This window comes from Thalassotalea castellviae, from assembly GCF_031846185.1.
GTDB classification, from domain to species: domain Bacteria; phylum Pseudomonadota; class Gammaproteobacteria; order Enterobacterales; family Alteromonadaceae; genus Thalassotalea_H; species Thalassotalea_H castellviae.
The window spans coordinates 45192-70196 of sequence record NZ_JAVRIF010000008.1 but is presented as its reverse complement, the minus strand read 5'-3'; the positions used below and the strand labels follow the sequence as shown (position 1 = coordinate 70196).

Here is a 25005-nt window from a genome sequence, read left to right as displayed (position 1 = left end):
GAAAAGCTTTTAAGTCGAAAATGTTGTTACTGAGTCACCCTAATTTTTTCAATAAGATTAACATCTTTGAAAGTCGAGTCAGGTCCCATTCTAAAATCAAGCTGTACGAGTTGATTTTTATGATACTCACCAGTTGCTTCATATTTCCATTGCTTGAGTGCCGTCATTGCTACACGATCAAACACGTAAGCAGGAACACCATCCATGACTTCAACATTTTTTACTTCTCCTTCCCCATTAATATCAAACTTTAATACCACAGCACCTTCTATTTCCTCTTCTACAGCTTTAAGCGGATATTTAGGTTCAACACGATAAGTTGGCATGGCTTCTTTTTTAACGGCAGGTGGTGTCCTGTGTTTCTGTGTGTTGTTGCCATCACCAATATTGCCGGCATAGCTAAGTCCTGATAATAATGTAATCGATAAGACTGACGCTAAAGCTAAGCTTAATTTTGATGCTTTAGTGTGGGTTTTAATATGTTTTATGCGTTCAAACATGATCTCTTTATCTCCATATTTCTTAAAAGAAAGCTGAGCAAAAGCAAGTGGCGGCGATGTTTCTGCTGCTACTAGCAATGCTCTGCTGTAGTTGATCCTGCTCGCTAATTGTTTTCGCGCCAAAACAATTTGATCACAGGAAAGTTCTTGGTCACGGCGAAAGCGAAAATACGCTAACCATACCAAGGGGTGAAACCAAAATAGCGCTAAAAACATAAATGCTATTAAGTTCCAATAAATGTCATTGCGATCAAAATGACAAATTTCGTGTTCCAGAATCAATTTTTGCTGCTCATCGTTATACAAAGCAGTAAATTCTTCTGGTAGTAATAATTTTTGATTAATAACCCCAACAATCATTGGGCTATATGCGTGTGCACTTTGATACACAGGTAGATTAAGCGGTAATTTAACCGGTAATTGATTTGGGTCTAATCGAGTTAACGCCGTTTTGTTTAAGAATTGAAAATGTGAAATCAACCAATAAATGAGCATTAATGTACTGATTAAAATCCAGCATGATATTAACCATTCAACGGTAAATTGCTGTTGAAATGTTTGAGTTGGAACAACAATGAATTGCTGTATCTTATCATCAGCAAAGTGATTATTAGCCTCCCAAGATAATGGCAAACTATAAAAAAATAGTCCTATTGGTACGCATAGCCATAATAAATAAACTTTTGTTGGGCCTAACCTTTTTAGTAAAAGGCGATGAGATATTAAGATGATTGATAAAATAATGGTTAAAGGTGCAAACCAAGTAATAAGTAAATCAATCATTTTCTTTCTCCTGATTTTCTTGCTCCCACGCCGAAATTATTTGTTTAAGTTCGTCGATGTCATCTTTCTCTAGATTTTTATGCTTAGCAAATCCAGCAATTAACGGAGAAACCCGCCCACTAAACATGCGTTCAATCAGACTCTGACTTTCAGATTGCGTATAGGCTTCTCGTTCTACTATTGGATGATACAAGTAACACCTTTTTTCTTTTTCAAAACCGATCGCTTCTTTTTTCACTAATCGATTTAGCAATGTTTTAACCGTTTTATCATGCCACTGCTTTTTCAGATTTAAACGCTCAATAATTTCATTAGCTGTCGCTGGGTGCTTCTTCCAGAGCACATCTAAAACTTCAAATTCTGCATTACTAATATCTACACTGCTTTGCATCTTTATTGCCTTATGTATTAACTTAAAATCTGAATCACAAATAACACAAATCGATTACAAGCGTAATCACAAGTAAGAATTACACTTGTAATCATGATTGTCAAATAATTATCGCTTTAATTTTTTTAGATAAAAAAATTTAAAGCAAAGTACAGATTATTGCTGCCTTAAACGCTTGTTTTCGATATAATGTTGCGCTTTAAAAATTCGCTATTCATTTATTATTTTATAAACAGGTATTTTGCATGTCGCTACAACAGCAGGAAGTCGACCTAAGACGCACCTTTGCTATTATCTCGCATCCCGATGCAGGTAAAACAACCATCACTGAAAAAGTATTACTTTTCGGTCAAGCTTTACAAAAAGCGGGAACGGTAAAAGGGAAGAAATCAGGGCAACATGCAAAGTCAGATTGGATGGAAATGGAAAAAGATCGTGGTATTTCAATTACCACATCTGTGATGCAATTTCCTTACGCCGACTGTCTTGTAAACCTTTTAGATACCCCTGGCCATGAAGACTTCTCGGAAGATACTTATCGTACGCTGACCGCGGTTGACTCTTGTTTAATGGTAATTGACGTAGCGAAAGGTGTTGAAGCCAGAACCATTAAATTAATGGAAGTTACGCGCTTAAGAGATACACCAATTATTACTTTTATGAATAAAATGGACCGCGATGTGCGTGATCCCATGGAAGTCATGGATGAAGTCGAAGACGTATTAAAAATAAAATGTGCGCCGATTACTTGGCCTATTGGCATGGGTAAAGAATTTAAAGGTGTTTATAACATTTTAACCGACGAAACGTTTCTGTATCAATCAGGCCAAGGCCACACTATTCAAGAAAAACGAGTAATCAAAGGTTTAGACAACCCAGAGCTTGATACTGCCATTGGTCACTATGCCGATGACTTACGCGAAGAATTAGAATTAGTTATTGGCGCATCGCACGAATTTGATTTAGACGAATTCTTAGCAGGCGAGTTAACACCGGTATTCTTTGGTACCGCGCTCGGTAACTTTGGTGTAGATCATATGCTTGATGGCCTAACTAGATGGGCACCCAAACCATTACCACGCAAAACGGATACGCGAGAAGTAAAAGCTGAAGAAGAAAAATTCTCAGGTTTTGTCTTTAAAATTCAAGCGAATATGGATCCAAAACATCGTGACCGTATCGCATTCATGCGTATTTGTTCAGGCAAATATGAAAAAGGCATGAAAATGCGCCAAGTGCGTATCGGCAAAGACGTAAAAATAGCCGATGCCGTTACTTTTATGGCGGGGGATCGTTCAAACGTTGAGCAAGCCTTTGCTGGTGATATTATAGGGTTACATAACCACGGTAGTATTCAAATTGGTGATACTTTTACCGCAGGTGAAGACATGAAGTTTAGTGGTATTCCAAACTTTGCTCCCGAAATGTTCCGTCGAATTCGTTTACGCGACCCGCTAAAAGCGAAGCAATTACAAAAAGGTTTGATTCAGCTTTCTGAAGAAGGTGCCGTACAAGTATTTAGACCTTTAATGAACAACGATATGATTGTTGGCGCGGTTGGTGTGCTGCAATTTGAAGTAGTGGTGCAACGTTTAAAAACAGAATACAACGTTGACGCGATTTACGAACCTATTAGCGTAGCAACAGCACGATGGTGTACTTGTGATGATGAGCGCACATTAGAGCAATTTCAGAAGAAGGCATTTGATAACTTAGCCTTAGATGGTGGTGATAATTTAACTTATATTGCGCCGACTATGGTTAATTTAAATTTGGCACAAGAGCGTCATCCCGATATTGAGTTCCATCAGACACGAGAGCACTAATTTTGGCGGCATATATTTCGTTTTAGCGGCATTGTTTTCGCTTTTTCATTTGTCACTTAGTACACTAAGCTCCTCATGAAAAAGCTCAACGGCTTTGCTAAAGCTCAACGGCTTTGCTAAAGCTCAACTATTGTGCCAAAACGCCTATTGAAATAGCTAAATACAGCTTTATAAAGATTATTTAGATCAAGTTATTACTTGATCACAAAAAGAGTTAATGAAATGAATATTAAACAACTACTTTCAGAAAAAGTGCTAACAGCCATGGTTCAAGCGGGTTTACCTGAAGATACTAATCCTGCATTAAGTATTTCTAACCGTGCCAATTTTGGTGATTATCAAGCAAACGGGGTAATGGGTGCGGCGAAAAAGCTAAAAACGAATCCTCGTGAACTGGCGACTAAAGTGGTTGAACACTTAAACCTTGATGGAATAGCTGAAAAAGTCGAACTAGCAGGCCCAGGCTTTATTAATATTCACTTAGACAAAACATGGTTAGCGGCTCAGTTATCTGCTATTGCAAACGACGAAAAACTAGGTGTTTCGCAACGAACAACCGGGACAGAAGACAATCCTCAAAATGTTGTTGTTGACTACTCTGCACCTAACCTCGCCAAAGAAATGCACGTAGGACACTTACGCTCTACCATTATTGGTGATGCGGTAGTTCGCGCCCTTGAGTTTCGAGGAGATAAGGTCATTCGTCAAAATCACATGGGAGATTGGGGCACGCAATTTGGGATGCTACTTGCTCATTTAAGCGACAAACTTCAAGCCAATGAAGTCGCTGAAACCGCCCTTGCTGATTTAGAAAATTTTTATCGAGAAGCCAAAGTCCGTTTTGATAATGAAGAAGGTTTTGCTGATAGAGCTCGTGACTATGTTGTTAAACTTCAAGGTGGTGACGCCGATTGTGCCGTGTTATGGCAACAATTTATTGATATTTCTATCACACACAGTGAAGAAATTTACCACAAATTAAATGTTACCCTCACCCGTGACGATATCATGGGCGAAAGTGCCTATAACCCTGATCTGCCTAAAGTGATTGATGAATTATTAGCAAAGAAAATTGCGGTTGAAGACCAAGGAGCAAGAGTGGTCTTTATTGACGAAATGGCAAATAAAGATGGTGAACCTTCTGTATTTATTGTGCAAAAGTCAGGTGGCGGATATTTATATGCAACCACCGATTTATCCGCTTGTCGTTATAGAAGTAATGAATTAAAAGCAGACCGAATTATAATTTTCACAGATGCAAGACAAGCGCTCCATTTTAAACAAGTTGAAATAGTCGCCCGTAAAGCCGGCTTTTTACCTGAGCATGTAGGTTATGATCATTGCCCGTTTGGTATGATGATGGGGGATGATGGTAAGCCATTTAAAACCCGTACTGGTGGCACAATCAAGTTAGCAGAATTATTAGACGAGGCAGTTGTTCGTGCTAAAGACGTGATCGCTGAGAAAAACCCCGATTATTCTGATGAAAAACTTACTGAAGTGGCACAAAAAGTAGGTATCGGCGCGGTTAAATTTGCTGATTTATCAAAAAATAGAACCAGTGATTATATCTTTAACTGGAAAACCATGTTGAGCTTTGAAGGTGCAACCGCTCCCTATTTACAGTATGCCTATTCTCGTATTCAAAGTATTTTCTCTAAAGCTGGGGTTAATCAGCAACAATTTGAACAGCACTTTGCCATTGTTGAGCCTCAAGAAAAAGCTTTAGCGTTAAAGTTATTACAGTTAGAAGATGTTATTGATGCGGTTATAAATGAATGTACACCAAATTTATTATGTAACTACCTTTATGAATTAGCGAGCTTATATATGAGTTTTTACGAAGCTTGCCCAATTCTAAAAGACGGTATTGATGAACAAGTAAAACAATCACGTTTAGCTTTATGTGCACAAATATCGAAAACCCTAAAACAAGGGTTAGATATTTTAGGTATCGAAGTAATGGAACGGATGTAATAGCCATTCATATTTTATTTTCGACTGAGAACGGCATTAGCGTACTGAAACTAAAAAGCACGTAACTGTTGACGTATCAGCTTGCTTAAAAGTTTTAAAAAGCCGTGTTAACAAATTAGTTGACGACTTATTAATTCTGTCGAGGATAAATAATCACGTTAATGAAAACATAGCCCAACATTTTTAGATTACTGCTGAGAGACTTAATCTAATTAACTTGCTATAAAGGTTGAACTACAACTCATTAGTTCATAGTGAAGGAATTTTAATGAAAGTTTTGCTTATTGATAATAAAAGTAAATCATTAACTCACCTTAATGATTTGCTCAAACAGCAACTTTGCCAAACCGCGAGCGTCACAGACCCACTTACTGGTTTAAAGCTATTACAAAAGCATAACTTTGATGTTGTGATTGTTGCTGACAATCTTGAAAAAACATCTGTGATCAACTTATTAAAAGCCATCACGATAAAATTTCCTAAACTAATTCGCATCGCACACATTCATGAAGATATTGCTCAAATAAATCATTATGCGCATTATGTCTTTATACCTCCTGTCGAGCCCATTAGCGTGATAAATACCGTATTATCTTTTCAAGGAAATCATAAAAAAATAACCAAAGAGATAATTGTTAAATCAGTCGCTAAAGTTAAAGCATTACCTAGCCCGCCAAGGGTATATATGCAGTTAAATGCTATTTTAAAAAATGCCAATACCGATTCTGATAAAATTGCCGATATTATTACTCAAGATCCCGCATTAGCAGCTAAGGTGATTCAGTCGGCCAATAATATTTTTGGTCAAACAGATAAGCCTTTATCTTCAATTGCAGAAGCCATTACCAAGCTTGGCGTAGATACCTTAAGCTGTATTGTGATGACCGCTGAAATGTTTTCATACCAGCCAGATATTCCAAACTTTTCCTTATTAGACGAACAAACGCATTGTTTAGCTACTGCCCGCTTTGCGGCTTCATTAGTCTCTGTAGAGTTAAAACAAGATACTTTATTAGCCGGTTTATTACATGATATTGGTAAGTTAGTGTTGTTTGAAATCGATAAAGCACTCACGTTAAAATATTTTGCAAATAACGCCAGAACGTCGGATGCAATTGAACTCGAAGAAAAGATATTTTCGACAGATCATACGCAAATTGGTGCTTATTTGCTGCATACTTGGAGCTTCCCTTATTATTTAATCGATGCCGTTTTAAAACATCATCAACCTAAAGAGCTTCTGAATAAGGAAATAGGAATAAGCCAAGCGGTATATCTTGCTAATTGTTTACTAGAAGAAAAAGATGTCGATGATGCATTTTTACAGCACTTTAACTTAGTTGAAAAAATTGATCGGTTAAAACAAAAAGCGCTTAGATTTAAATAACATAACCAGTTAACTCATAACTTATGTGGCAATATAAAAAGTACCGTTAAGTTGTTTGCACGTGACTGGCTAACGTGGAGAAAGTAATGAAACATTTTACTGATAGTCATTGTCACATTGACTTCTCTGAATTTGATGAAAATCGTCAACAATTGTTATCTCTGTGTTATGCCGCCAATATCAAAAAAATAATTGTCCCTGCCGTTTCACCATCAACATGGCAATCCCTACTAAATATTGCTAAAAACAATCAAACACCGTGTCAACTGTTGCCCTGTTTGGGCATTCACCCTTGGTATTTAAATGGATTAACTCACGATCATTTATCACAATTGGATGACGCCATAGCCAGCAATAGACAGCAACTGATAGCCATAGGTGAAACAGGTTTAGATGGTGTTATAGCGAAAGAGCAAGATAACTTGACGCTGCAGCAAAGCTTTTTTGAATTTCATATACAAATGGCCAATAAATATTCATTACCATTAATTGTTCATCATCGCCGTACGCATCAAGAAATATTACAGCAGCTAAAATCTACCCCTGTAGAAAAAAATGGGATTATCCACGCATTTTCAGGCAGTTATCAGCAAGGTAAAGCGTATATTGATTTAGGTTTTAAATTAGGAATAGGAGGGACTATCACTTACCCGAGAGCAGAAAAAACAATAAAAGCCGTGAAACGATTTCCTGTTGATGCGTTGGTATTAGAAACCGATGCTCCAGCCATGCCATTATTTGGTATGCAAGGACAAGCTAACAGTCCTTTAAATTTGAGCATTATTTTTGACAAATTAGCCGAAATTCGTCAAGCGCCAAAACAGCAATTATCCGAAGCGATTGAAAGTAATATCAATCGCTTATTTGACGACTCACGAATGTAAGCGAAAACCCTGGCGACTAAAACGATTTAACCCTCGAGTTAAAAAGAACCCCACCACTACAGCTAAAATCATCATTAAACGCACCAGATCAAAGTGCTCCGCAGATTGTAATTCAATGTCTTTAGTTAACGAGTGATTCGCAACGGTAAATCGAATATAACCCTGTAAATCATCTAGATAAACTTCTTCAACAAAAGTTGAGTATTTATCGCTACGATCGGCTTTATGAATAGAAATACCATACAAGTCATTTATCGTAGAATATTCTTGTGAAGCAATAAGCAACATTCCCGTTTGGTCGTAATAACTGAGTTCTTTTATCCATGGTGCATTGGCAATTTCATCAAAATACTGTTGGATATTTTCACGATTATTGTTTGGTTGATTTTTTAAAAGTATTTCTGTTGCTTTAGTGATTTGCGACAAATACTGCTGACTGATCTGGTTAAAATGTTTGGTGGTTGATTGTTGATTATTACCATAACTAAATACCCAAAGATTCATTAAAACAATGATCAAAAAAATAGCTATAGCTAATTGCATAATTTTATTATAAATCGGCGATATTTTAGGGTATAAAGGCTGTTCGGTATGTGTCATCAATTGTGTCATAGAGCCGTGTTAAACTTTCAACTTACTTTACACTATAGAAGGTTCTGTTGAAGTTTTAAATATCGGCTGTTAATAAAGTTAATTTTCGGCTCAAAAATTCTACTATCTAACTATTTAAAAGGCTTAATTGTGTCAATTGCTGTTAACGAAATTTCATTAAACCATCTAAAAACGCTTACCTTGGCTGATTATATTTCACTAACACAACCGTCTGAAATTTTTCCTATCACTTGCCAGATCACGGAAACAACTTTTAGGCTTGCTAAACAATGTCGTGTTAACAGTCACGATCAAATTTCTACCAGCATTACTTCGAAGCCGACTAAATCTGAAATTGAGTTGGTGTTATTTAGTGAAACAAGCTTTCAACAATTGTTAACCATTACTCAACAATGTCACGTTGAAATAACCGCGATCACCGCGATAAATCACCGTAATGCTTTGGTCAGTTATCGTTTTTCCGTTCATTGTGAAAATATTGACGAAGCAAAAGCACAATTAGCCAGTATCGCATTAACCGAAAAAATAGAGGCTGCGTTAATTAAAAACGCACCTAAACTTCACCAAGCCGGTGTATTAGTGATGGATATGGATTCCACCACAATAGAAATTGAATGTATTGATGAAATAGCCTTATTAGCGGGAGTTGGTGAAGAAGTTGCCGCGGTAACAGAACAAGCCATGCAAGGTGAATTAGACTTTGCGCAAAGTCTTCACCAAAGGGTGTCAAAACTTGCCGGTTCACCAGAAAGTATCTTAGCTGAAGTGGCTAAAAATATCCCTTTAATGAATGGCTTAGAAAAACTAATTGCTGAACTAAAACAATACCATTGGCGTATTGCGATAGCCTCTGGTGGTTTTACTTATTTTGCGGATCATTTAAAAGACATGCTGAATTTAGATGCTGCTCACGCGAATGTGTTAGAAATTGTTGATAACACCTTAACGGGCAAGGTACTGGGTAATGTTGTGGATGCTCAAGCAAAAGCAGACTGTTTATTATCATTACAACAACAATATCAACTACCCTTTCAACAAACGGTTGCTATGGGCGATGGTGCAAATGATTTAGTGATGATGAATGCGGCTCATTTTGGGGTCGCTTTCCATGCAAAACCTATCGTTTTAAAACAAGCTGACAGCGCAATTAACTTTAGCGGTTTAGATTGTTTGCTTCATTGGTTAGCATAAGACACGAGCGAACAGTTAAATTTCATTTTTAACTGTTCGCAATTTAATTGCTGATCAATCATCAATTAAATGAAAACGCATCATAGCTTCTTGAGTAATATCAAAAACTTGTACAACTCCCGCAACACTCCAAATTTCTTGTTCTAATTGCTTACCTCTATGTATCGCATAAGAGCTAATGTAACTAAGTTCTGGATTTAAATACTGCATATCTGGATCATCAGTGCGAGAAACGACAACTTTAATACAGAAGAATTCGCCACGTTTTAGGGCATTTTTAATAAATATTTTTTTCAGCTTATCGGTTTGCAACTCTTCATCAAGTTTCGTGGTGACCGCTTTATCAACCATCTCATTTTCAGGGTTAATTGCGATATATAAAATATCAGAAACCGGTCTGTCTCCTGCTTGTAACTTCTTTAATGTAGTATTCATCAAGCTAGTCGCTTGCATATTACTCAATAAAGGGTACAAGTTATAATGATGATTTCTATCACTTAATTGCTTACAGTAAGAAAGAATTCGCGAGTTTTTATTATTCGTAGTTACAGCTTCAATTTTATATCTGCTACCACTTGTTTGGATCATTAAAGCGACCGTTTGCAAACTAGCGCTATAAATATTACGTAACGCTTTTGCCAAGCCAGGACTTAACATGGCATATTCATCAGGCGTTAGCTTTTCACGATTCTTTTGAATTAACGCTTTAAAAAATGCACGGCCGATATGCTGATGTTTTTCAACAAAGACCCGCAAATTGATTATAGTTTTAGAAGTGTTTACCCGCATCACTTCATAAGGAAGACTTTGTAAGTCAAACGATGAAGTAATTTTTTGTAATTGTGGGAAAGTAATATTTACAACATCTCCTCTTTTAAGCAATGAGCTTTTATCTAATGCAATTTTCAACCCTGACGTTGAGAAGTCTTGAGAAATGCCTTGTGAAATGACCCCATCAGCGTCTACAACTATAGCCGTTTTATAGACAAAACGAGGCTCTTGTCGTTGATTATTATAATTGATACCAACATCATCGACATTGACACTTTCAACTAAACGTTTATGACCAAAATTTTTAAGTTTATTGGTATTAATATTATCAAAGGGTAACGCTTGATAAAAAGCGTGTATTTCTTTATTGGTAATATTTGTTGCGGTAATAATTGCCGTTAACCTCGACAGTGACTCTTTTACATCGTCTGAAGCTGGAATATTCAAATATTCATCTTTTTTCGCAATGGTATTCGACAACGTTAGTGGTGAGTCGGCGTATTCACTATTTAGCGCAAGATAATTTAGTTGGGTTATGGCAAAGCTTTCTTTTGACGCAGCAAACCCTAAATATTGCCTCATAAAATCGGCATCTTCATCTAATTGCACATTGTCCGCAGTATAAAAGTACATTTTGCCCTGGCTGACATGAATAAAGCTATACACCAAGACAGACTTACCTAACATAGCTGCTTTTTTAATTCTTAAAAAACGATCTTGAGTCACTAAATAACTCAAGGTCGATTGTCTTTTTTCATCTTGCCAGTATTGAAAAATATTTTGATTATTATGACAAGTTAATGCAAAACGAGGCGCCAGTTTCCCTTGTACATCTTCAATAAAAATGGGTAACTCATTAGACTTTGGCAAAGCAAATTGTTCGAAACTTCGAGACTGTAACGCTTTGATAGTATTATCTAAATTAATTTTATAACGACGCTTATTACCTTGAATATAGCCTTTTAAAAACTGTTTGAAACCATCTTTTTCTTCAGGTGATGTATATACTCGACTTACACCAACTAATTGGAGGCCTTCAATAATCTGAATATTACGTACTTCATAGGTAAACTTTTCTTTTTTATCAAACTGAAACTCACCTTCAAGACCAGAAAATCGAATGGTAATTATTTGGCGTATTTTTATGTTCTCGACAGAGTTGAAACGAAACTTACAGCCATTAACACTAATATCAGAACACGTCCCTTCGACCATTTTATCATCTGAAAAATGAACCTGAAGGGCTATGGCGAAATTCATACGCTCTTCAGAACGATTAAAATAAGGACCAAAGCTAAAAAGTTGTGCTGGATATTGTGATTTTTCAAATACCTTGGCTGGTTTTACAGTTACATTCGGCGTTTTAATTTGATTTTTTTCATTTTGATAAATAACTCGGAAGTTATTTTCGGTATTCATTACCGCTTCATAGACACCGAAAGTATAGCCTTGATAATCGGCAAATGACTCTTCAAAAACTCGAATAGCAATATCATCAAGGTAATGTGTTCTTCCTTCATGATCAAAAGCACGGCATTCACCGTCGACATGTCCTCTTAAATCAATCAAGCGAGTACAAGGGTTAGCCAAACGTTTTAATTCCATTTTCAACAAAAAACGTTCGGTTTTCGGAATGTTCTTTGTGACATGAGAAAACTCAGCTTCAAAATCCTTTGATAATACTTTTCCTCGAAAGTCATCGATAATAGTTTGATATTTTGAAAAATTATTAGTCATTCAAGCTTCTATTTCATTACAATAGTGGAAATTAAAAATGTTATATTTAAGTAAAATCATTATAAATTGATTATCTTAAATGTCATCTCATTATATTTTAGTATAACAATAAGCAATAACCATACCCTTAAAAGGTAAAAAATGGCAAAAAACAAAACAGCATTTGTCTGCACAGACTGCGGAGCCGAACATTCACGTTGGCTAGGACAATGTAATGAATGCAAAGCTTGGAATACTATTTCTGAATTTAGACAAGCAAAACTACCAACAAGATCGAGTAATTTATCTGGTTTTTCAGGCATGGTCGGTACAGAAGTTCAAACTCTTGACACTATTGATCTTGCTGAATTGCCTAGATTTTCATCTGGCTTTTCTGAATTTGATCGGGTGCTTGGCGGAGGCATTGTACCCGGCAGCGCTATTTTAATTGGTGGCGAACCTGGTGCAGGTAAAAGTACACTATTACTTCAAACCATGTGTGACTTATCAGAGCAAATGTCAGCATTGTACATTACCGGTGAGGAATCTCTTCAACAAGTTGCCATGCGGGCAAAACGTTTAGGGCTCAAAGCAGACTCATTAAAATTGTTATCTGAAACCAGTGTAGAAAATATTTGTCATATTGCAGAGAAAGAAAAACCGAAAATTATCGTGATTGACTCAATTCAAGTGATGCACATGGCTGATATTCAATCAGCACCAGGCAGTGTGTCGCAAGTACGAGAAGCCGCCGCTTTTTTAACTCGCTTTGCCAAACAACACCACGTTGCAATGATTTTAGTCGGTCATGTGACAAAGGATGGCAGCTTAGCCGGGCCGAAAGTATTAGAGCATTGTATTGATTGCTCTATCATGCTTGAAGGTAGTACAGATTCGCGATATAGAACACTACGTGGCAATAAGAACCGTTTTGGTGCCGTTAACGAGTTAGGTGTTTTTGCGATGACAGGCACAGGTTTAAAAGAAGTAAAAAACCCTTCGGCAATATTTTTATCACGCGGTGAAGAAAACACCCCGGGTAGTATTGTTATGGTCTTATGGGAAGGCACTCGGCCTTTACTGGTTGAGATTCAAGCATTAGTCGATCATTCAGCATTAGGTAACCCAAGACGTGTTGCGGTTGGCGCCGATCAAAATAGACTATCAATGCTATTAGCTATTTTGCATCGCCATGGTGGTTTACAAATGAACGACCAAGATGTTTTTGTTAACGTGGTTGGTGGCGTTAAAGTTGCAGAAACGAGTGTCGACTTAGCCTTGATTTTAGCGTTAGTGTCAAGCTTTAGAGATCGTGCATTACCTCAAGATTTAGTGGTATTTGGTGAAGTAGGGTTATCAGGCGAAATCCGTCCGGTTCCAAGTGGTCAAGAACGGATTAATGAAGCCGCTAAACATGGCTTTAAACGCGCAATCGTTCCATTTAATAATATGCCAAAAGAAAAAATATCCGGTATGGAAGTAATTGGAGTGAAAAAACTTAGCGAAGCATTAGATGTTATTTAATTAACAGCTAATGCTTCAAAAACGTTCATTGGGTTTATTCAGGTTCATAATCCAAATTAGCGGATAACCAACGTTCGGCTTGCGGTAATGTCATTTCTTTACGCGTTGCGTAATCAATCACTTGGTCTTTTTTCAACTTGGCAACCGCAAAATACTTGCTGTCTGGATGAGCAAAATACCAGCCGCTTACGGCAGCACCTGGCCACATTGCAAAACTTGAAGTTAACTTCATGCCGATATTTTTTTCAACATCGAGTAATTCCCACAATAAGCCTTTTTCGGTATGCTCTGGACAAGCTGGATAACCGGGTGCTGGACGAATACCTTGATATTTTTCACGAATTAAATCGTCATTTGCAAAAGACTCTTCTGGCGCATATCCCCAATATTCTTTACGTATTTTTTCATGAAGATATTCAGCACTCGCCTCTGCTAACCTATCGGCCACAGCTTTAATTAAGATACTGTTGTAATCATCAAACTGAGCGTCAAAAGCTTTCACTAATTCATCACAACCAAAACCAGCTGAAACGGCAAAAGCTCCCATATAATCTTTTATGCCAGACGCTTCATCAGCAACATAATCAGCCAAACAACGATTAAACTGCCCTGATGGCTTTTTACTTTGTTGACGAAGTTGATGCAGTTTCATCAATGGTTCTTCACGTTCATCATTAGAAAATACGACTAAATCGTCTTGTTTACGATGAGCAGGGAATAAACCAAAGACGGCTTTAGCTGTTAGTTTTTTATTGTTTATTACATCGTCAATCAACGCATTAGCGTCATTAAATAATTTCGTTGCTTCTTCACCAATCACGTCATGTTTTAAAATAAGTGGATATTTACCTGATAACTGCCAAGTCATGAAAAATGGCGTCCAATCGATATAATTTCTCACCACATTTAAATCAAGTTCATCTAAAACAGTAATCCCTAATTTGTTGGGTACTTTAGGCGTGTATTGCTCAAAACTTAATGGAAAAGCATTGGCACGGGCTTCCTCTAATGAAATTAAACTCGAACGAGGACCTTTTTTGTAATGACGTTCACGGACACGATCATATTCATCTTTTTGACGATCGATAAAAGCTTGGCGTTTATCTCCATCTTCAGAGATTAGTGTGCTGACCACGGATACCGAGCGCGAAGCATTGGGCACATAAACCACAGGATGTTCATATTTCGGTTCAATTTTTACCGCCGTGTGAGCTTTAGACGTTGTCGCTCCCCCTATCAGTAAAGGTAAGTTTAAATCTAAGCGTTTCATTTCTTTGGCAACATGCACCATTTCATCAAGTGATGGGGTTATCAAACCAGATAAACCAATAATATCGACATTCTCTTCTTTGGCGACGCGTAAAATATCTTCACAGGACACCATGACCCCTAAGTCGATAATATCGTAGTTATTACATTGTAAGACTACGCCAACAATGTTTTTACCAATATCGTGAACATCACCTTTAACTGTAGCAAGTAACACTTTACCGTTAGATTTTACTTCAGTTTTTTCCGCTTCAATAAACGGGTTTAAGTGGGCAACGGCTTGCTTCATAACCCGAGCAGATTTCACCACTTGCGGTAAAAACATTTCCCCTGCACCAAATAAATCACCAACAACATTCATGCCATCCATTAATGGCCCCTCAATGACATCTAATGGTCTAACGGCTTCAAGACGTGCGGCTTCTGTATCTTCAATTATAAATTCATTGATACCTTTTACTAATGAATACTCTAAGCGCTTATTAACCGGTAACTCTCGCCATGCTAGATCGGTTTTATTACTTTGATTGCCCGCTTGTCCGCGATAAGTTTCAGCCACATCAAGTAAGCGCTCTGTGGCACCGTCGTCACTGTTTTGAATAACGTCTTCAACCGCAATGCGCAAGTCATCTGGAATATCAGAATAAATGGCCAACTGACCAGCGTTAACAATCCCCATGTCCATACCATTTTTAATGGCATGATATAAAAACACTGCATGTATCGCCTCTCGAACGGGGTTATTTCCACGAAAAGAAAATGATACGTTTGATACGCCACCAGAAATCATCGCATATGGCAGGTTCTTTTTAATATCAGCGACCGCGTCAATAAAGTCTACCGCGTAATTATTGTGTTCATCAATACCGGTAGCGACCGCAAAAATATTGGGATCAAAGATAATATCTTCTGCAGGAAAACCGATTTCATCGACAAGAATATGGTATGCACGCTTACAAATTTCATATTTTCTTTCGCGAGTATCTGCTTGCCCTACTTCATCAAATGCCATGACGATAACGGCAGCACCATAACGGCGCAATAGCTCTGCTTGGCTGCGAAAGTTTTCTTCACCTTCTTTTAAACTGATCGAATTAACGATGCCCTTGCCCTGTATACACTTAAGGCCTTCTTCTAAAATATCCCATTTAGAAGAATCAAGCATCACAGGCACTTTGGCAATATCGGGCTCACCCGCAATTAAATTTAGAAATCGGATCATGGCCGCTTTTGAATCGAGCATGCCTTCATCCATATTGATATCGATTATTTGCGCGCCATTTTCAACTTGCTGTAAAGCAACCGCTATTGCTTGATCATAATTTTCTTCAGTGATAAGTCGTTTAAAAATTGCCGAACCGGTAACGTTAGTTCTTTCACCCACATTCACAAACAAAGTATTTTCATCAATAGTCAGTGCTTCTAAACCTGATAATCGACAAGCAATTTTTCGAGGTTCCACTTTACGAGGTGCAATATTTGCAACCGAATCAGCCATACCTTTGATATGCTCTGGGGTTGTACCGCAACAGCCACCGATAATATTCAAAAATCCTGAATCGGCCCACTCGGCAACATGAGTATTCATGTCATCAACACTAAAGTCATATTCGCCAAAGGCATTTGGTAGCCCGGCATTGGGGTGAGCCGAAACCGCACAATCAGAAATTCGACTTAATTCAGCAACATATTGCCTTAATTCAACAGGGCCAAGTGCACAATTTAAACCAAAAGAAATAGGTTTAGCATGGCGAAGTGAATTATAAAAAGCTTCGGTTGTTTGTCCTGATAATGTACGGCCTGAGGCATCTGTAATAGTGCCTGAAATCATTACGGGTAAACGAATATTTAACGATTCGAAAACCGTTTCAACAGCAAAAATAGCAGCTTTGGCATTTAACGTATCAAAAATCGTTTCAATTAATATTAAATCACTTCCCCCTTCAATTAACGCTTTTGTCGACTCAATATAAGCCTCCTTTAGTTGATCAAAGGTGACATTACGAAACGCCGGATCATTCACATCTGGTGAAATTGAACAGGTTCTGTTTGTTGGCCCTAATACACCGGCGACAAAACGCGGTTTATCTGGATTTTTTGCCGTATATTCATCTGCGACTTGCCGAGCTATTTTGGCAGCCTCTAAATTAATCTCGGCGCTGTACGCTTCCATGTCGTAATCAGCCATGGCAATAGTCGTTGCATTGAAAGTATTCGTTTCAAGTATATCAGCACCCGCTTCGAGGTATTCAGCATGAATGGCTTTAATCACATCAGGTTGAGTCAGCACTAACATGTCATTATTGCCTTTCACATCTAAATGCCAATCAGAGAACTTCTCGCCACGGTAATCTTGCTCTTCAAATTTATACGCTTGAATCATAGTTCCCATAGCACCATCAAGAATTAAAATACGTTGGGCTAATTGTTGTTCAAAATTTTCAAACGATGCTGATTTCTTCATACTACTCTCAATTTGTTCTAATAAGAAAAACGACGTTAATACTGTAATTAAATGTGTTTAAACTTGGTTTTCCGGCTGTCTTGCTCGTATATTCGACGCATCTAACAAATAAGGTGTTATTTGATAGACATAATAGTTGAGCCAATTGGTAAATAATAAACTGCCATGACTACGCCACGAACTATGCGGTATTTTGTTGACATCATTATTCGGATAATAATTTTCAGGCATAACAGCGTTTTCGTCAGCATTTAAATCACGATGGTATTCTTCATCTAATGTCGTTGCATCGTATTCTGGATGGCCTGTTAAATAGACTTGCTGCTTGTTTTTGCTTGCCACCACATAAACCCCCGCTTCTTCTGACTCTGCGATAATTTTTAGTTCCGAGACACTTAAATAATCAGCTTTATCAATATAACCATAGCGAGAATGCGGTACATTAAAAAACTCTTCAAAGCCTCGCGTTAACTGCTCTTTTGGATCAACAGGGCTGTGTTGATAAACACCTGATAGTTTTTTCTTTCGTAAATGGCGATTCAAGCCATAATGATGATATAAAGCCGCATGCGCCGCCCAACAAGAAAACATAGTTGATGTGACATTATTTTCTGCCCAATCAAAAACTTCACATATTTTATCCCAAAAGGTTACTTTTTCGTATTCTAGCAACGCTAAAGGCGCGCCTGTAATAATTAACCCGTCATATTGCGTGTCTTTAATATCATCAAATAAACAATAAAAGTTATCTAAATGCTCTTTCGGGGTATGCTTTGACTCATTGGCATGTATACGGACAAAATCAATATTTATCTGTAATGGAGTATTCGACAACATCCTTAAAATTTGCACTTCTGTTTCAATTTTATTCGGCATTAAATTTAAAATCGCTACTTTCATCGGGCGTATATCTTGATTAGCCGCACGATGCTCCGACATGACGAAGATATTTTCTTTATCTAATACCGATAAAGCCGGTAATTCATTAGGGATTTTAATGGGCATAAAAAGTACCTACAACACTGACATTCAACATAACATTTAGCGAATAAACTCGTGTGCATATTTCATACACACAGTATAGACACTACTGTGCCTTTTAACTTTAGCTATGTCAACTTCTAAACGTATAGACGTCTAAATGATTTTGTTAATTCTTATAACTTTTTCATTGCTCATTTATTTATCTAAGTATTTAACTAGCATATTCACCTTTTTATAAGATGAAACCGTGCAACATCTTGATTAACCGATAAAAAAACCATCACAGTTGTGATGGTTTTTCTAGATTGATTTTGAGTTTTTAAAGCAATTGTTTCTACTTATTACTCAGTAACCGCTTCTTCTTTTTCAACGTTATCAGTTGCTTTTGTTAATAATAACTCTCTTAAGCGACCGTCGAGTTCTTTGGCAACTTCTGGCTTTTCAGTTAAATACTTGGTCGCATTTGCTTTACCTTGACCAATACGGTCGCCATTGTAGCTATACCAAGAACCAGCCTTTTCAACCATTTTATGTTGTACGCCTAAATCAATTAACTCACCTAAGCTGTTAATACCTTCACCGTATAATATTTGGAATTCAACTTGTTTAAATGGTGGAGCAATTTTATTTTTCACAACTTTAACGCGTGTTTCGTTACCAACAATTTCATCACCTGCTTTAACCGCACCGATTCGACGAATATCTAAACGTACTGAAGCGTAGAATTTTAATGCATTACCACCCGTGGTTGTTTCTGGAGATCCAAACATTACACCAATTTTCATACGAATTTGGTTAATGAAAATCATCATAGTATTCGATTGCTTCAAGTTACCCGTAAGCTTACGCATAGCTTGAGAAAGCATGCGAGCTTGTAGGCCCATGTGTGAATCCCCCATATCGCCTTCAATCTCAGCTTTAGGAGTAAGGGCAGCAACAGAGTCGACCACAATAACGTCAACCGCACCAGAACGAGTTAACATGTCACAAATTTCTAACGCCTGTTCACCCGTATCTGGCTGAGACACTAATAATTCATTAATGTTTACGCCAAGTTTTTCAGCATAAATAGGGTCAAGCGCATGTTCAGCATCAACAAACGCACAAACTTTACCATTACGTTGAGCTTCGGCGATAACTTCCAACGTCAGGGTGGTTTTACCACTTGATTCAGGGCCATAAATCTCAACAACTCGACCCATTGGTAAACCACCAGCACCTAGCGCAATATCTAATCCAAGTGAACCAGTAGAAATGGTTTCTACATCCATACTGCGGTTTTCACCCAGCTTCATAATTGAGCCTTTACCAAACTGACGTTCTATTTGGCTGAGTGCTGCAGATAGTGCTTTTTCTTTGTTATCGTCCATTTCGTGCTCCACAATTTATATCTAAAAACTAACTTATGTGACGAAGTATACTGTATGGTCGTACAGTATCAAGCTTTTTTACAATTATTTTTATTTCTTTACTAAAAATAAAAAACGGAGACTTTTAATTCATTGTTTTTATTGTATAATTCAGACGTTAATAACTTTTAAAGTTTTCAAGGTAAAAAGTTACTATTTCATTTTTAGTTGAATTTTTTTGTTTGTACAGTAGATTTATCATGCTGTTAACCAGTAAAAAGATAAATGTTTTATCATCACAAAACAACAGACTCAAAACTCATCAGTTTTAACGAATTTAAAAAAGTATTTGTCAGCAATTCATTAAAACTTATTATCCGCTAATCAATTTTTTTGATTGATATAAACAATTTATTGCGCTTGCCTGTTTTCAATTTCCCCATACAATCACCGCACTTGTTAGTACTGGCTAAATAAAAATAAAATGAAAAATTCCACTGAAAAAAACATCAATATTTTCGTCTTGATATTTATATTATTAACGTTTTTAATTTCTTCTTTCGTATTAGCGAATGACAACTTACCGGAAGAAAAAGTAAAAAATGTTTTTACAAATATTGAAACCGCGCTGATCCCATTAAAAAATGCCGACCAACTATCACGTAGTAATATTCGCGAAGTATTGAAGCAATATTTATTGCCCGAAGTAAGTACGCAATATTTTAGTCATAAAGTCTTAGGGCTTCATTTAGCTAAATTATCTCCAGAGCAAAAAGAAGCATTCCGAACTGAATTAACCAATCAATTAATCGATACTTACAGCCATTTATTGAGTAAGTATAATAACGAAGCAATTAATATTGGTAAAAGTTCAATTTCGAAAAGCGGTAAAGTGGCTATGGTGAATATGACAATTATTGGTAAAAATAAAACCAATAAAGCCTTAGTAAAACTGATTAAATTGCACGATGAAACTTGGTTATTTTATGATATTGTGGTCGAAGGTATTAGCATGCTGGAATCTAAACAAAAAGAAATTAATTCAAGTTTCAACAAATTAGGGCCAGAGCAAACGTTATTACAACTACAAAATAATTCATCACTCAGCAATAAAAGGGTTTAAAAATTTTACATGGACTTATGGTTTAACATTAGTAATTTAACGGCATTAACACCCAATTTTTTTAACAATAAGTTCGTGATCACTTTACTGTGTGTTAGTGCTTTTTATTTATTGAAATTTCTATTAGTAAAGGTGATCAAAAAGAAGTCTAAACACGATAAAAGATTACAAATTAATATCGTTAATAATATTTATACCGTTTTAATGATCGTCTTGATCTTTAATATTTGGTCGGAAGAAATTCAAAAGTTTGCCTTTTCCATTGCCGCTTTTATTGTTGCCATTGTTTTAGCAACTCGTGAGTTTATTCAATGCTTCATTGGCTTTGTTTATATTTTATCGAGTCGACCATTTAGGATTAGTGACTGGATTCAAGTAGGTAATTATTTTGGTGAAGTACACTCAACAGACTGGGCAAAACTGACTTTATTAGAAGTAGATAAAGACAGTTATCAATATACGGGTAAAACACTTTATTTACCGAATAGTCAGCTGATTACTTCTGTGATTAAAAACCTCAATTTTTTAAAGCGCTATGCGATGCACCATTTCACTATTGTAAGAGATGATAGTGTCAATCCATTTGAGTTTATTGATCAATTATATGAAAAAGCAAACGTGTATTGTGCAGACTTTAAAGATGTTGCGATGCGATATAATCAGCTTATTGAAAATCGCTTAGATATCAACATTGCAGGTCCAGAGCCACATATTCAAGTCGCTACTTCTGATATTGGTGATACGCAAGTATTCTTTACCGTTTTTTGCCCCACAGAAACGGCATTAGAAATAGAGCAAAAACTCACAGCTGATTTTATGCGTTTATGGTTTGAACAGAAAAGTAAAATAGCCATCGAAAAATAAAAACTATTCTTGATCAATGGAAGTAATAACCACTTACTTCCATTTTCATGCTTTACGGTTGATATTCTTTAAAGTTTTTCATTTAACTTTTTAGATTATCGTCTTGCTTGATAAGCGTTAAAGAGCCATCTAGATGAACATCTCGTTGAGGGAACGCAACAACCACTTGATGTTGTTCAAACAATTCATCTAAAGTAAAACGAATATTACTGCGAGTAACTCGCAAGCCACCTTCAACTTTAGAATTTATCCAAAAATTGACTTCAAAAATTAAGGCGTTATCACCAAAATCTTCGAAGCTAACGACTGGTTTAGGATCTGTTAATACTTCGTTTTGAGCTAAGGTTGCCTCTAAAATCAAATCAGCCACTAACTTTGCTTTGCTACCATAAGCAACGCCAACACGAACACTCGTTCGTACTAAGCTGTCTTTAAGTGTCCAGTTGACAACTGTATTTTCGAGTAACTTGCTGTTAGGAATTAATAAATGTACGCCATCAACTCGTCTGATCCGTGTTGATCGAGTATTGATCTCTTCTACTACCCCTTTGGCATTTTCAACTTCTAAGAAATCACCAATACGAATCGGTTGCTCCCACATTAAGATCCAACCGCTGATAAAGTTATTAATAATGTTTTGCGCACCAAAACCAAAACCAATAGCAATAGCACCAGATAAAAAAGCAAAGGCAGCAATAGGAACATTAATAAGATCAAGTGTGGTAATAAATAAAATGGTTATCGCTGTTACGTATAAAACACGTTGCAATAGGTGAATAAGGTTAGGATCTGTTTTTTTAGTTGTTAAACGATGTGTAACAAATCTTGCCGTCCATTTAGTGAGTACTAACCCAACGTAAATAATGAGGGGAATTAATAATAATTCCCCTAAAGAAATAGGTTGTTCAGAAATAGTAAAAATAGGTGTCGCTAATATCGTTTTAATGTTAGCAAAATTCATATGTTCCCCTTTTTACGTTTTCATCGCTAAGAAAACCTGTGATGGATCAACCAGAAATTTATTTCCAATCGCTTCTCGGCCAAACAACATTAAATAACTCATATCAGAACGGTCAGTTAACGTAATCTCAATAGACCATTTTTCACTGCCAAGCACAACAGGCGTGCGTATAACATAACGTTGCTCAGTGTTGCCATTCGATGATTTTACTTTTCTAATATCACTAATCGGCGCTGTACAATGAACAATGGTATCAACGTTATAGGCGTCAGGGTGAATATCAAAACTAACACACCGTTTACCATTTTTAGTCACTTTAGTTATATTATCAACATGTAATGAAGAAGTTTTTGCACCGGTATCTACCCTAACTTGTAAATCATCTATCGCAAGTTCAGGTAAAGCAATCGATTCTAAACAACCAATAATTATTTTATTTTCCGCACTCATACTCATTCCTAAATATCGTTATGCTCTGGTAATAACTGTTCTTGTACATTTTCAATATGCTCGGCAATTTCTTCGTCATCTTCACTAAAGTAAGCAACATGAAACATTGCTTCACCTTCTTGTACTAACGGAATATTTTGCTTGCCAATTAAAATACCTGAACGCGTTGCTATTACACAATCAAGCACTTCACCATAAGGACTGCCTATTTCGGCTAACACTTGCCCTTGGGTGATTTGATCTCCCAATTCAACTACGTTATGCACTATACCACTCGCATTTGCCCTAACCCATTGGCTTCCATTGGCAATAAAAGGAACGATTTTCTTACGTTTTGTGGCACTGCTTTTTCGTTTCATGCCTAAATGTTGTAATACATTTAAAATGCCTTTCATGCCGGCACGAATAGAAAACTCATCAAACCTTAACGCTTCTCCTGCTTCGTACAATAATATTTTCGTTTCATTTTTAATGGCCGATTCACGTAATGAGCCATCAACTAAATTAGAATTTAATACCACAGGTACCGCAAACACTTCAGCTAATTCTTTAGTTTCAGCATCAAGCATATTCGCACGTATTTGTGGTAAGTTTGAACGATGTATCGCTCCCGTATGTAAATCAATCCCATAATCACAATGTTTGACAATTTCATTTAGAAATATATGTGCAACTCGCCCCGCCAATGAACCTTTTGCTGAGCCTGGAAAGCAACGATTTAAGTCGCGTCTATCAGGCATATAGCGGCTTTGATTTACTACGCCATAAACATTCACCATAGGTACCGCAATCACAGTCCCTTTAATAATTTTAAATTTATTTTGGTTAATTAAACGCCTGATGATCTCAATACCATTGAGCTCGTCACCATGTACCGCAGCACTCACAAAAATAGTAGGACCTGGTTTCTTTGCCCGAATAATATGCACAGGTAAAGAAACATCAGCATCGGTATATAATTTGGCAACCGGCAATTTAATTTTCTTTTGTTCACCGGGTAAAATTTCAAATTCACCTATACGTAAAACATCCATCACACTTTTTCCTAAAGTTAACCATTACCGCGTGTTTGCGTTTTATTGGGTTTAGCGTTTTTTTCTAAAAACTGAAAAACCATACTTGCAACGTCTTTACCTGTTGCTTTTTCAATTCCTTCTAAACCAGGAGATGAATTAACTTCCATCACCATAGGGCCACTTTGCGAACGTAACAAATCAACACCACACATATTTAAACCCATCGCTTTAGCAGCGTTTACCGCAGTTTCACGTTCTTCTTTTGATAATTTCACTATTTCAGCAGAGCCACCACGATGTAGGTTAGAACGAAACTCTCCTTCTGCACCTTGACGTTTCATGGCCGCGACAACTTTACCACCGATCACTAAACAACGAATATCTGCGCCGCCTGCTTCTTTAACAAACTCTTGCACTAAAATGTTTGCTTTCAAGCCCATAAATGCTTCGATAATTGATTCAGCGGCTTTAGCGGTATCAGCCAAAACCACACCAATGCCTTGAGTGCCTTCTAGCAATTTAATCACCACAGGAGCACCACCAACATTTTTAATCAAGTCTTTAATATTATCAGGCTTGCTAGCAAAACCGGTACGGGGCAAACCAATGCCTTTTCTTGATAATAGCTGCAACGAACGTAATTTATCGCGCGATCGACTAATAGCAACAGACTCATTGATATTAAAGGTACCCATCATTTCAAACTGTCTTGCAACCGCAGTACCATAAAATGTCACTGAAGCACCAATACGTGGGATAATGGCATCGTACATTGGTAACTCTTTCCCATGATAGCGTACGCGAGAACGAGCACTAGTGATATCCATATAACAATGCAAGGTATCGATAATATCAACCTCATGCCCGAGTGCTTCGCCGGCTTCTTTTAAGCGACGAGTTGAATATAAATTTTCATTTCTTGATAAAATAGCCACTTTCATAATAATTCCTTACCTTCCACTT

Annotated in this window: 19 protein-coding genes; 8 read left to right on the top strand and 11 right to left on the bottom strand. The window is 37.0% G+C overall.

Annotated features, from left to right (window positions below; all coding sequences use genetic code 11):
* Positions 1 to 26: 26 nt before the first annotated feature.
* Both RM573_RS13695 and RM573_RS13690 read right to left on the bottom strand, forming a co-directional pair.
* Entirely contained in the window at positions 27 to 1283 is a 1257-nt protein-coding gene (locus RM573_RS13695) for a M56 family metallopeptidase (RefSeq protein WP_311583188.1), read from the bottom strand.
* A complete protein-coding gene (locus RM573_RS13690) occupies positions 1276 to 1674 on the bottom strand; it encodes a BlaI/MecI/CopY family transcriptional regulator (RefSeq protein WP_311583186.1) in 399 nt (132 codons plus the stop codon). The genes RM573_RS13695 and RM573_RS13690 overlap by 8 nt, the downstream gene beginning before the upstream one ends.
* 245 nt (positions 1675 to 1919) lie before the next feature.
* Between RM573_RS13690 and prfC the strand changes: the two genes are divergently transcribed.
* The 4 genes from prfC (at position 1920) to RM573_RS13670 (ending at position 7748) form a co-directional block, all read left to right on the top strand.
* Positions 1920 to 3500: a peptide chain release factor 3 gene (gene prfC / locus RM573_RS13685; RefSeq protein WP_311583183.1), complete on the top strand. Its 1581-nt coding sequence runs from the start codon at positions 1920 to 1922 to the stop codon at positions 3498 to 3500.
* Between the two features lie 222 nt (positions 3501 to 3722).
* Positions 3723 to 5477, top strand: coding sequence for an arginine--tRNA ligase (gene argS / locus RM573_RS13680; RefSeq protein ID WP_311583181.1), 1755 nt, complete (start codon positions 3723 to 3725; stop codon positions 5475 to 5477).
* Between the two features lie 268 nt (positions 5478 to 5745).
* A complete protein-coding gene (locus RM573_RS13675) occupies positions 5746 to 6864 on the top strand; it encodes an HDOD domain-containing protein (protein ID WP_311583178.1) in 1119 nt (372 codons plus the stop codon).
* An 86-nt stretch (positions 6865 to 6950) separates the two neighbouring features.
* Positions 6951 to 7748, top strand: coding sequence for a TatD family hydrolase (locus RM573_RS13670; protein ID WP_311583176.1), 798 nt, complete (start codon positions 6951 to 6953; stop codon positions 7746 to 7748).
* Here the strand turns inward: RM573_RS13670 and RM573_RS13665 are convergent.
* The gene (locus RM573_RS13665; RefSeq protein ID WP_311583173.1) at positions 7737 to 8360 is read right to left on the bottom strand and encodes an AhpA/YtjB family protein; all 624 of its coding nucleotides are present in this window, start codon (positions 8358 to 8360) and stop codon (positions 7737 to 7739) included. The two genes, RM573_RS13670 and RM573_RS13665, sit on opposite strands and share 12 nt — an antisense overlap.
* 129 nt (positions 8361 to 8489) lie before the next feature.
* On the opposite strand from RM573_RS13665, the gene serB reads away from it, so the two are divergent.
* A complete protein-coding gene (serB, locus tag RM573_RS13660) occupies positions 8490 to 9551 on the top strand; it encodes a phosphoserine phosphatase SerB (protein WP_311583170.1) in 1062 nt (353 codons plus the stop codon).
* A gap of 54 nt (positions 9552 to 9605) precedes the next feature.
* On the opposite strand, the gene RM573_RS13655 is transcribed toward serB, so the two are convergent.
* Positions 9606 to 12059 (bottom strand): PilZ domain-containing protein, encoded by a 2454-nt coding sequence (locus RM573_RS13655; RefSeq protein ID WP_311583167.1) that lies wholly within the window; start codon positions 12057 to 12059, stop codon positions 9606 to 9608.
* Between the two features lie 141 nt (positions 12060 to 12200).
* On the opposite strand from RM573_RS13655, the gene radA reads away from it, so the two are divergent.
* A complete protein-coding gene (radA, locus tag RM573_RS13650; RefSeq protein WP_311583164.1) occupies positions 12201 to 13562 on the top strand; it encodes a DNA repair protein RadA in 1362 nt (453 codons plus the stop codon).
* A 34-nt stretch (positions 13563 to 13596) separates the two neighbouring features.
* On the opposite strand, the gene metH is transcribed toward radA, so the two are convergent.
* From metH to recA, 3 genes are all read right to left on the bottom strand, one after another.
* A complete protein-coding gene (metH, locus tag RM573_RS13645) occupies positions 13597 to 17295 on the bottom strand; it encodes a methionine synthase (protein WP_311583161.1) in 3699 nt (1232 codons plus the stop codon).
* Between the two features lie 57 nt (positions 17296 to 17352).
* A complete protein-coding gene (locus RM573_RS13640; protein WP_311583158.1) occupies positions 17353 to 18300 on the bottom strand; it encodes a homoserine O-succinyltransferase in 948 nt (315 codons plus the stop codon).
* A 320-nt stretch (positions 18301 to 18620) separates the two neighbouring features.
* Positions 18621 to 19649, bottom strand: a complete 1029-nt coding sequence (recA, locus tag RM573_RS13635) for a recombinase RecA (RefSeq protein ID WP_311583155.1) — start codon at positions 19647 to 19649, stop codon at positions 18621 to 18623.
* A 463-nt stretch (positions 19650 to 20112) separates the two neighbouring features.
* On the opposite strand from recA, the gene RM573_RS13630 reads away from it, so the two are divergent.
* Positions 20113 to 20751 (top strand): MlaC/ttg2D family ABC transporter substrate-binding protein, encoded by a 639-nt coding sequence (locus tag RM573_RS13630; RefSeq protein ID WP_311583152.1) that lies wholly within the window; start codon positions 20113 to 20115, stop codon positions 20749 to 20751.
* 9 nt (positions 20752 to 20760) lie between these two features.
* Positions 20761 to 21615 carry a mechanosensitive ion channel family protein gene (locus RM573_RS13625; RefSeq protein ID WP_311583149.1) on the top strand — a complete coding sequence of 285 codons (855 nt, stop codon included), beginning with the start codon at positions 20761 to 20763 and terminating at the stop codon, positions 21613 to 21615.
* Between the two features lie 82 nt (positions 21616 to 21697).
* On the opposite strand, the gene RM573_RS13620 is transcribed toward RM573_RS13625, so the two are convergent.
* The 4 genes from RM573_RS13620 to rimK are packed head-to-tail and all read right to left on the bottom strand — an operon-like array spanning position 21698 to position 24983.
* Positions 21698 to 22576: a mechanosensitive ion channel family protein gene (locus tag RM573_RS13620; protein WP_311583145.1), complete on the bottom strand. Its 879-nt coding sequence runs from the start codon at positions 22574 to 22576 to the stop codon at positions 21698 to 21700.
* Positions 22577 to 22588: 12 nt separating this feature from the next.
* Positions 22589 to 23026 (bottom strand): ATP-dependent zinc protease family protein, encoded by a 438-nt coding sequence (locus RM573_RS13615; protein WP_311583142.1) that lies wholly within the window; start codon positions 23024 to 23026, stop codon positions 22589 to 22591.
* Between the two features lie 8 nt (positions 23027 to 23034).
* Positions 23035 to 24060 carry a succinylglutamate desuccinylase/aspartoacylase family protein gene (locus RM573_RS13610; protein WP_311583139.1) on the bottom strand — a complete coding sequence of 342 codons (1026 nt, stop codon included), beginning with the start codon at positions 24058 to 24060 and terminating at the stop codon, positions 23035 to 23037.
* Between the two features lie 17 nt (positions 24061 to 24077).
* On the bottom strand, positions 24078 to 24983 hold the full coding sequence (gene rimK, locus RM573_RS13605; protein ID WP_311583133.1) for a 30S ribosomal protein S6--L-glutamate ligase: 906 nt from the start codon (positions 24981 to 24983) through the stop codon (positions 24078 to 24080).
* Between the last annotated feature and the right edge of the window lie 22 nt (positions 24984 to 25005).

What these genes read in the sequence shown, in the direction of transcription:
- RM573_RS13625 (WP_311583149.1), top strand. Translation starts at nt 20,761, where the DNA reads ATGGACTTATGGTTTAACATTAGTAATTTAACGGCATTAACACCCAAT.
- argS (WP_311583181.1), top strand. Translation starts at nt 3,723, where the DNA reads ATGAATATTAAACAACTACTTTCAGAAAAAGTGCTAACAGCCATGGTT.
- RM573_RS13655 (WP_311583167.1), bottom strand. Translation starts at nt 12,059, where the DNA reads ATGACTAATAATTTTTCAAAATATCAAACTATTATCGATGACTTTCGA.
- RM573_RS13640 (WP_311583158.1), bottom strand. Translation starts at nt 18,300, where the DNA reads ATGCCCATTAAAATCCCTAATGAATTACCGGCTTTATCGGTATTAGAT.
- recA (WP_311583155.1), bottom strand. Translation starts at nt 19,649, where the DNA reads ATGGACGATAACAAAGAAAAAGCACTATCTGCAGCACTCAGCCAAATA.
- RM573_RS13620 (WP_311583145.1), bottom strand. Translation starts at nt 22,576, where the DNA reads ATGAATTTTGCTAACATTAAAACGATATTAGCGACACCTATTTTTACT.
- RM573_RS13665 (WP_311583173.1), bottom strand. Translation starts at nt 8,360, where the DNA reads ATGACACAATTGATGACACATACCGAACAGCCTTTATACCCTAAAATA.
- rimK (WP_311583133.1), bottom strand. Translation starts at nt 24,983, where the DNA reads ATGAAAGTGGCTATTTTATCAAGAAATGAAAATTTATATTCAACTCGT.
- RM573_RS13690 (WP_311583186.1), bottom strand. Translation starts at nt 1,674, where the DNA reads ATGCAAAGCAGTGTAGATATTAGTAATGCAGAATTTGAAGTTTTAGAT.
- RM573_RS13695 (WP_311583188.1), bottom strand. Translation starts at nt 1,283, where the DNA reads ATGATTGATTTACTTATTACTTGGTTTGCACCTTTAACCATTATTTTA.
- metH (WP_311583161.1), bottom strand. Translation starts at nt 17,295, where the DNA reads ATGAAGAAATCAGCATCGTTTGAAAATTTTGAACAACAATTAGCCCAA.
- RM573_RS13675 (WP_311583178.1), top strand. Translation starts at nt 5,746, where the DNA reads ATGAAAGTTTTGCTTATTGATAATAAAAGTAAATCATTAACTCACCTT.
- RM573_RS13615 (WP_311583142.1), bottom strand. Translation starts at nt 23,026, where the DNA reads ATGAGTGCGGAAAATAAAATAATTATTGGTTGTTTAGAATCGATTGCT.
- RM573_RS13610 (WP_311583139.1), bottom strand. Translation starts at nt 24,060, where the DNA reads ATGGATGTTTTACGTATAGGTGAATTTGAAATTTTACCCGGTGAACAA.
- prfC (WP_311583183.1), top strand. Translation starts at nt 1,920, where the DNA reads ATGTCGCTACAACAGCAGGAAGTCGACCTAAGACGCACCTTTGCTATT.
- radA (WP_311583164.1), top strand. Translation starts at nt 12,201, where the DNA reads ATGGCAAAAAACAAAACAGCATTTGTCTGCACAGACTGCGGAGCCGAA.
- RM573_RS13630 (WP_311583152.1), top strand. Translation starts at nt 20,113, where the DNA reads ATGAAAAATTCCACTGAAAAAAACATCAATATTTTCGTCTTGATATTT.
- RM573_RS13670 (WP_311583176.1), top strand. Translation starts at nt 6,951, where the DNA reads ATGAAACATTTTACTGATAGTCATTGTCACATTGACTTCTCTGAATTT.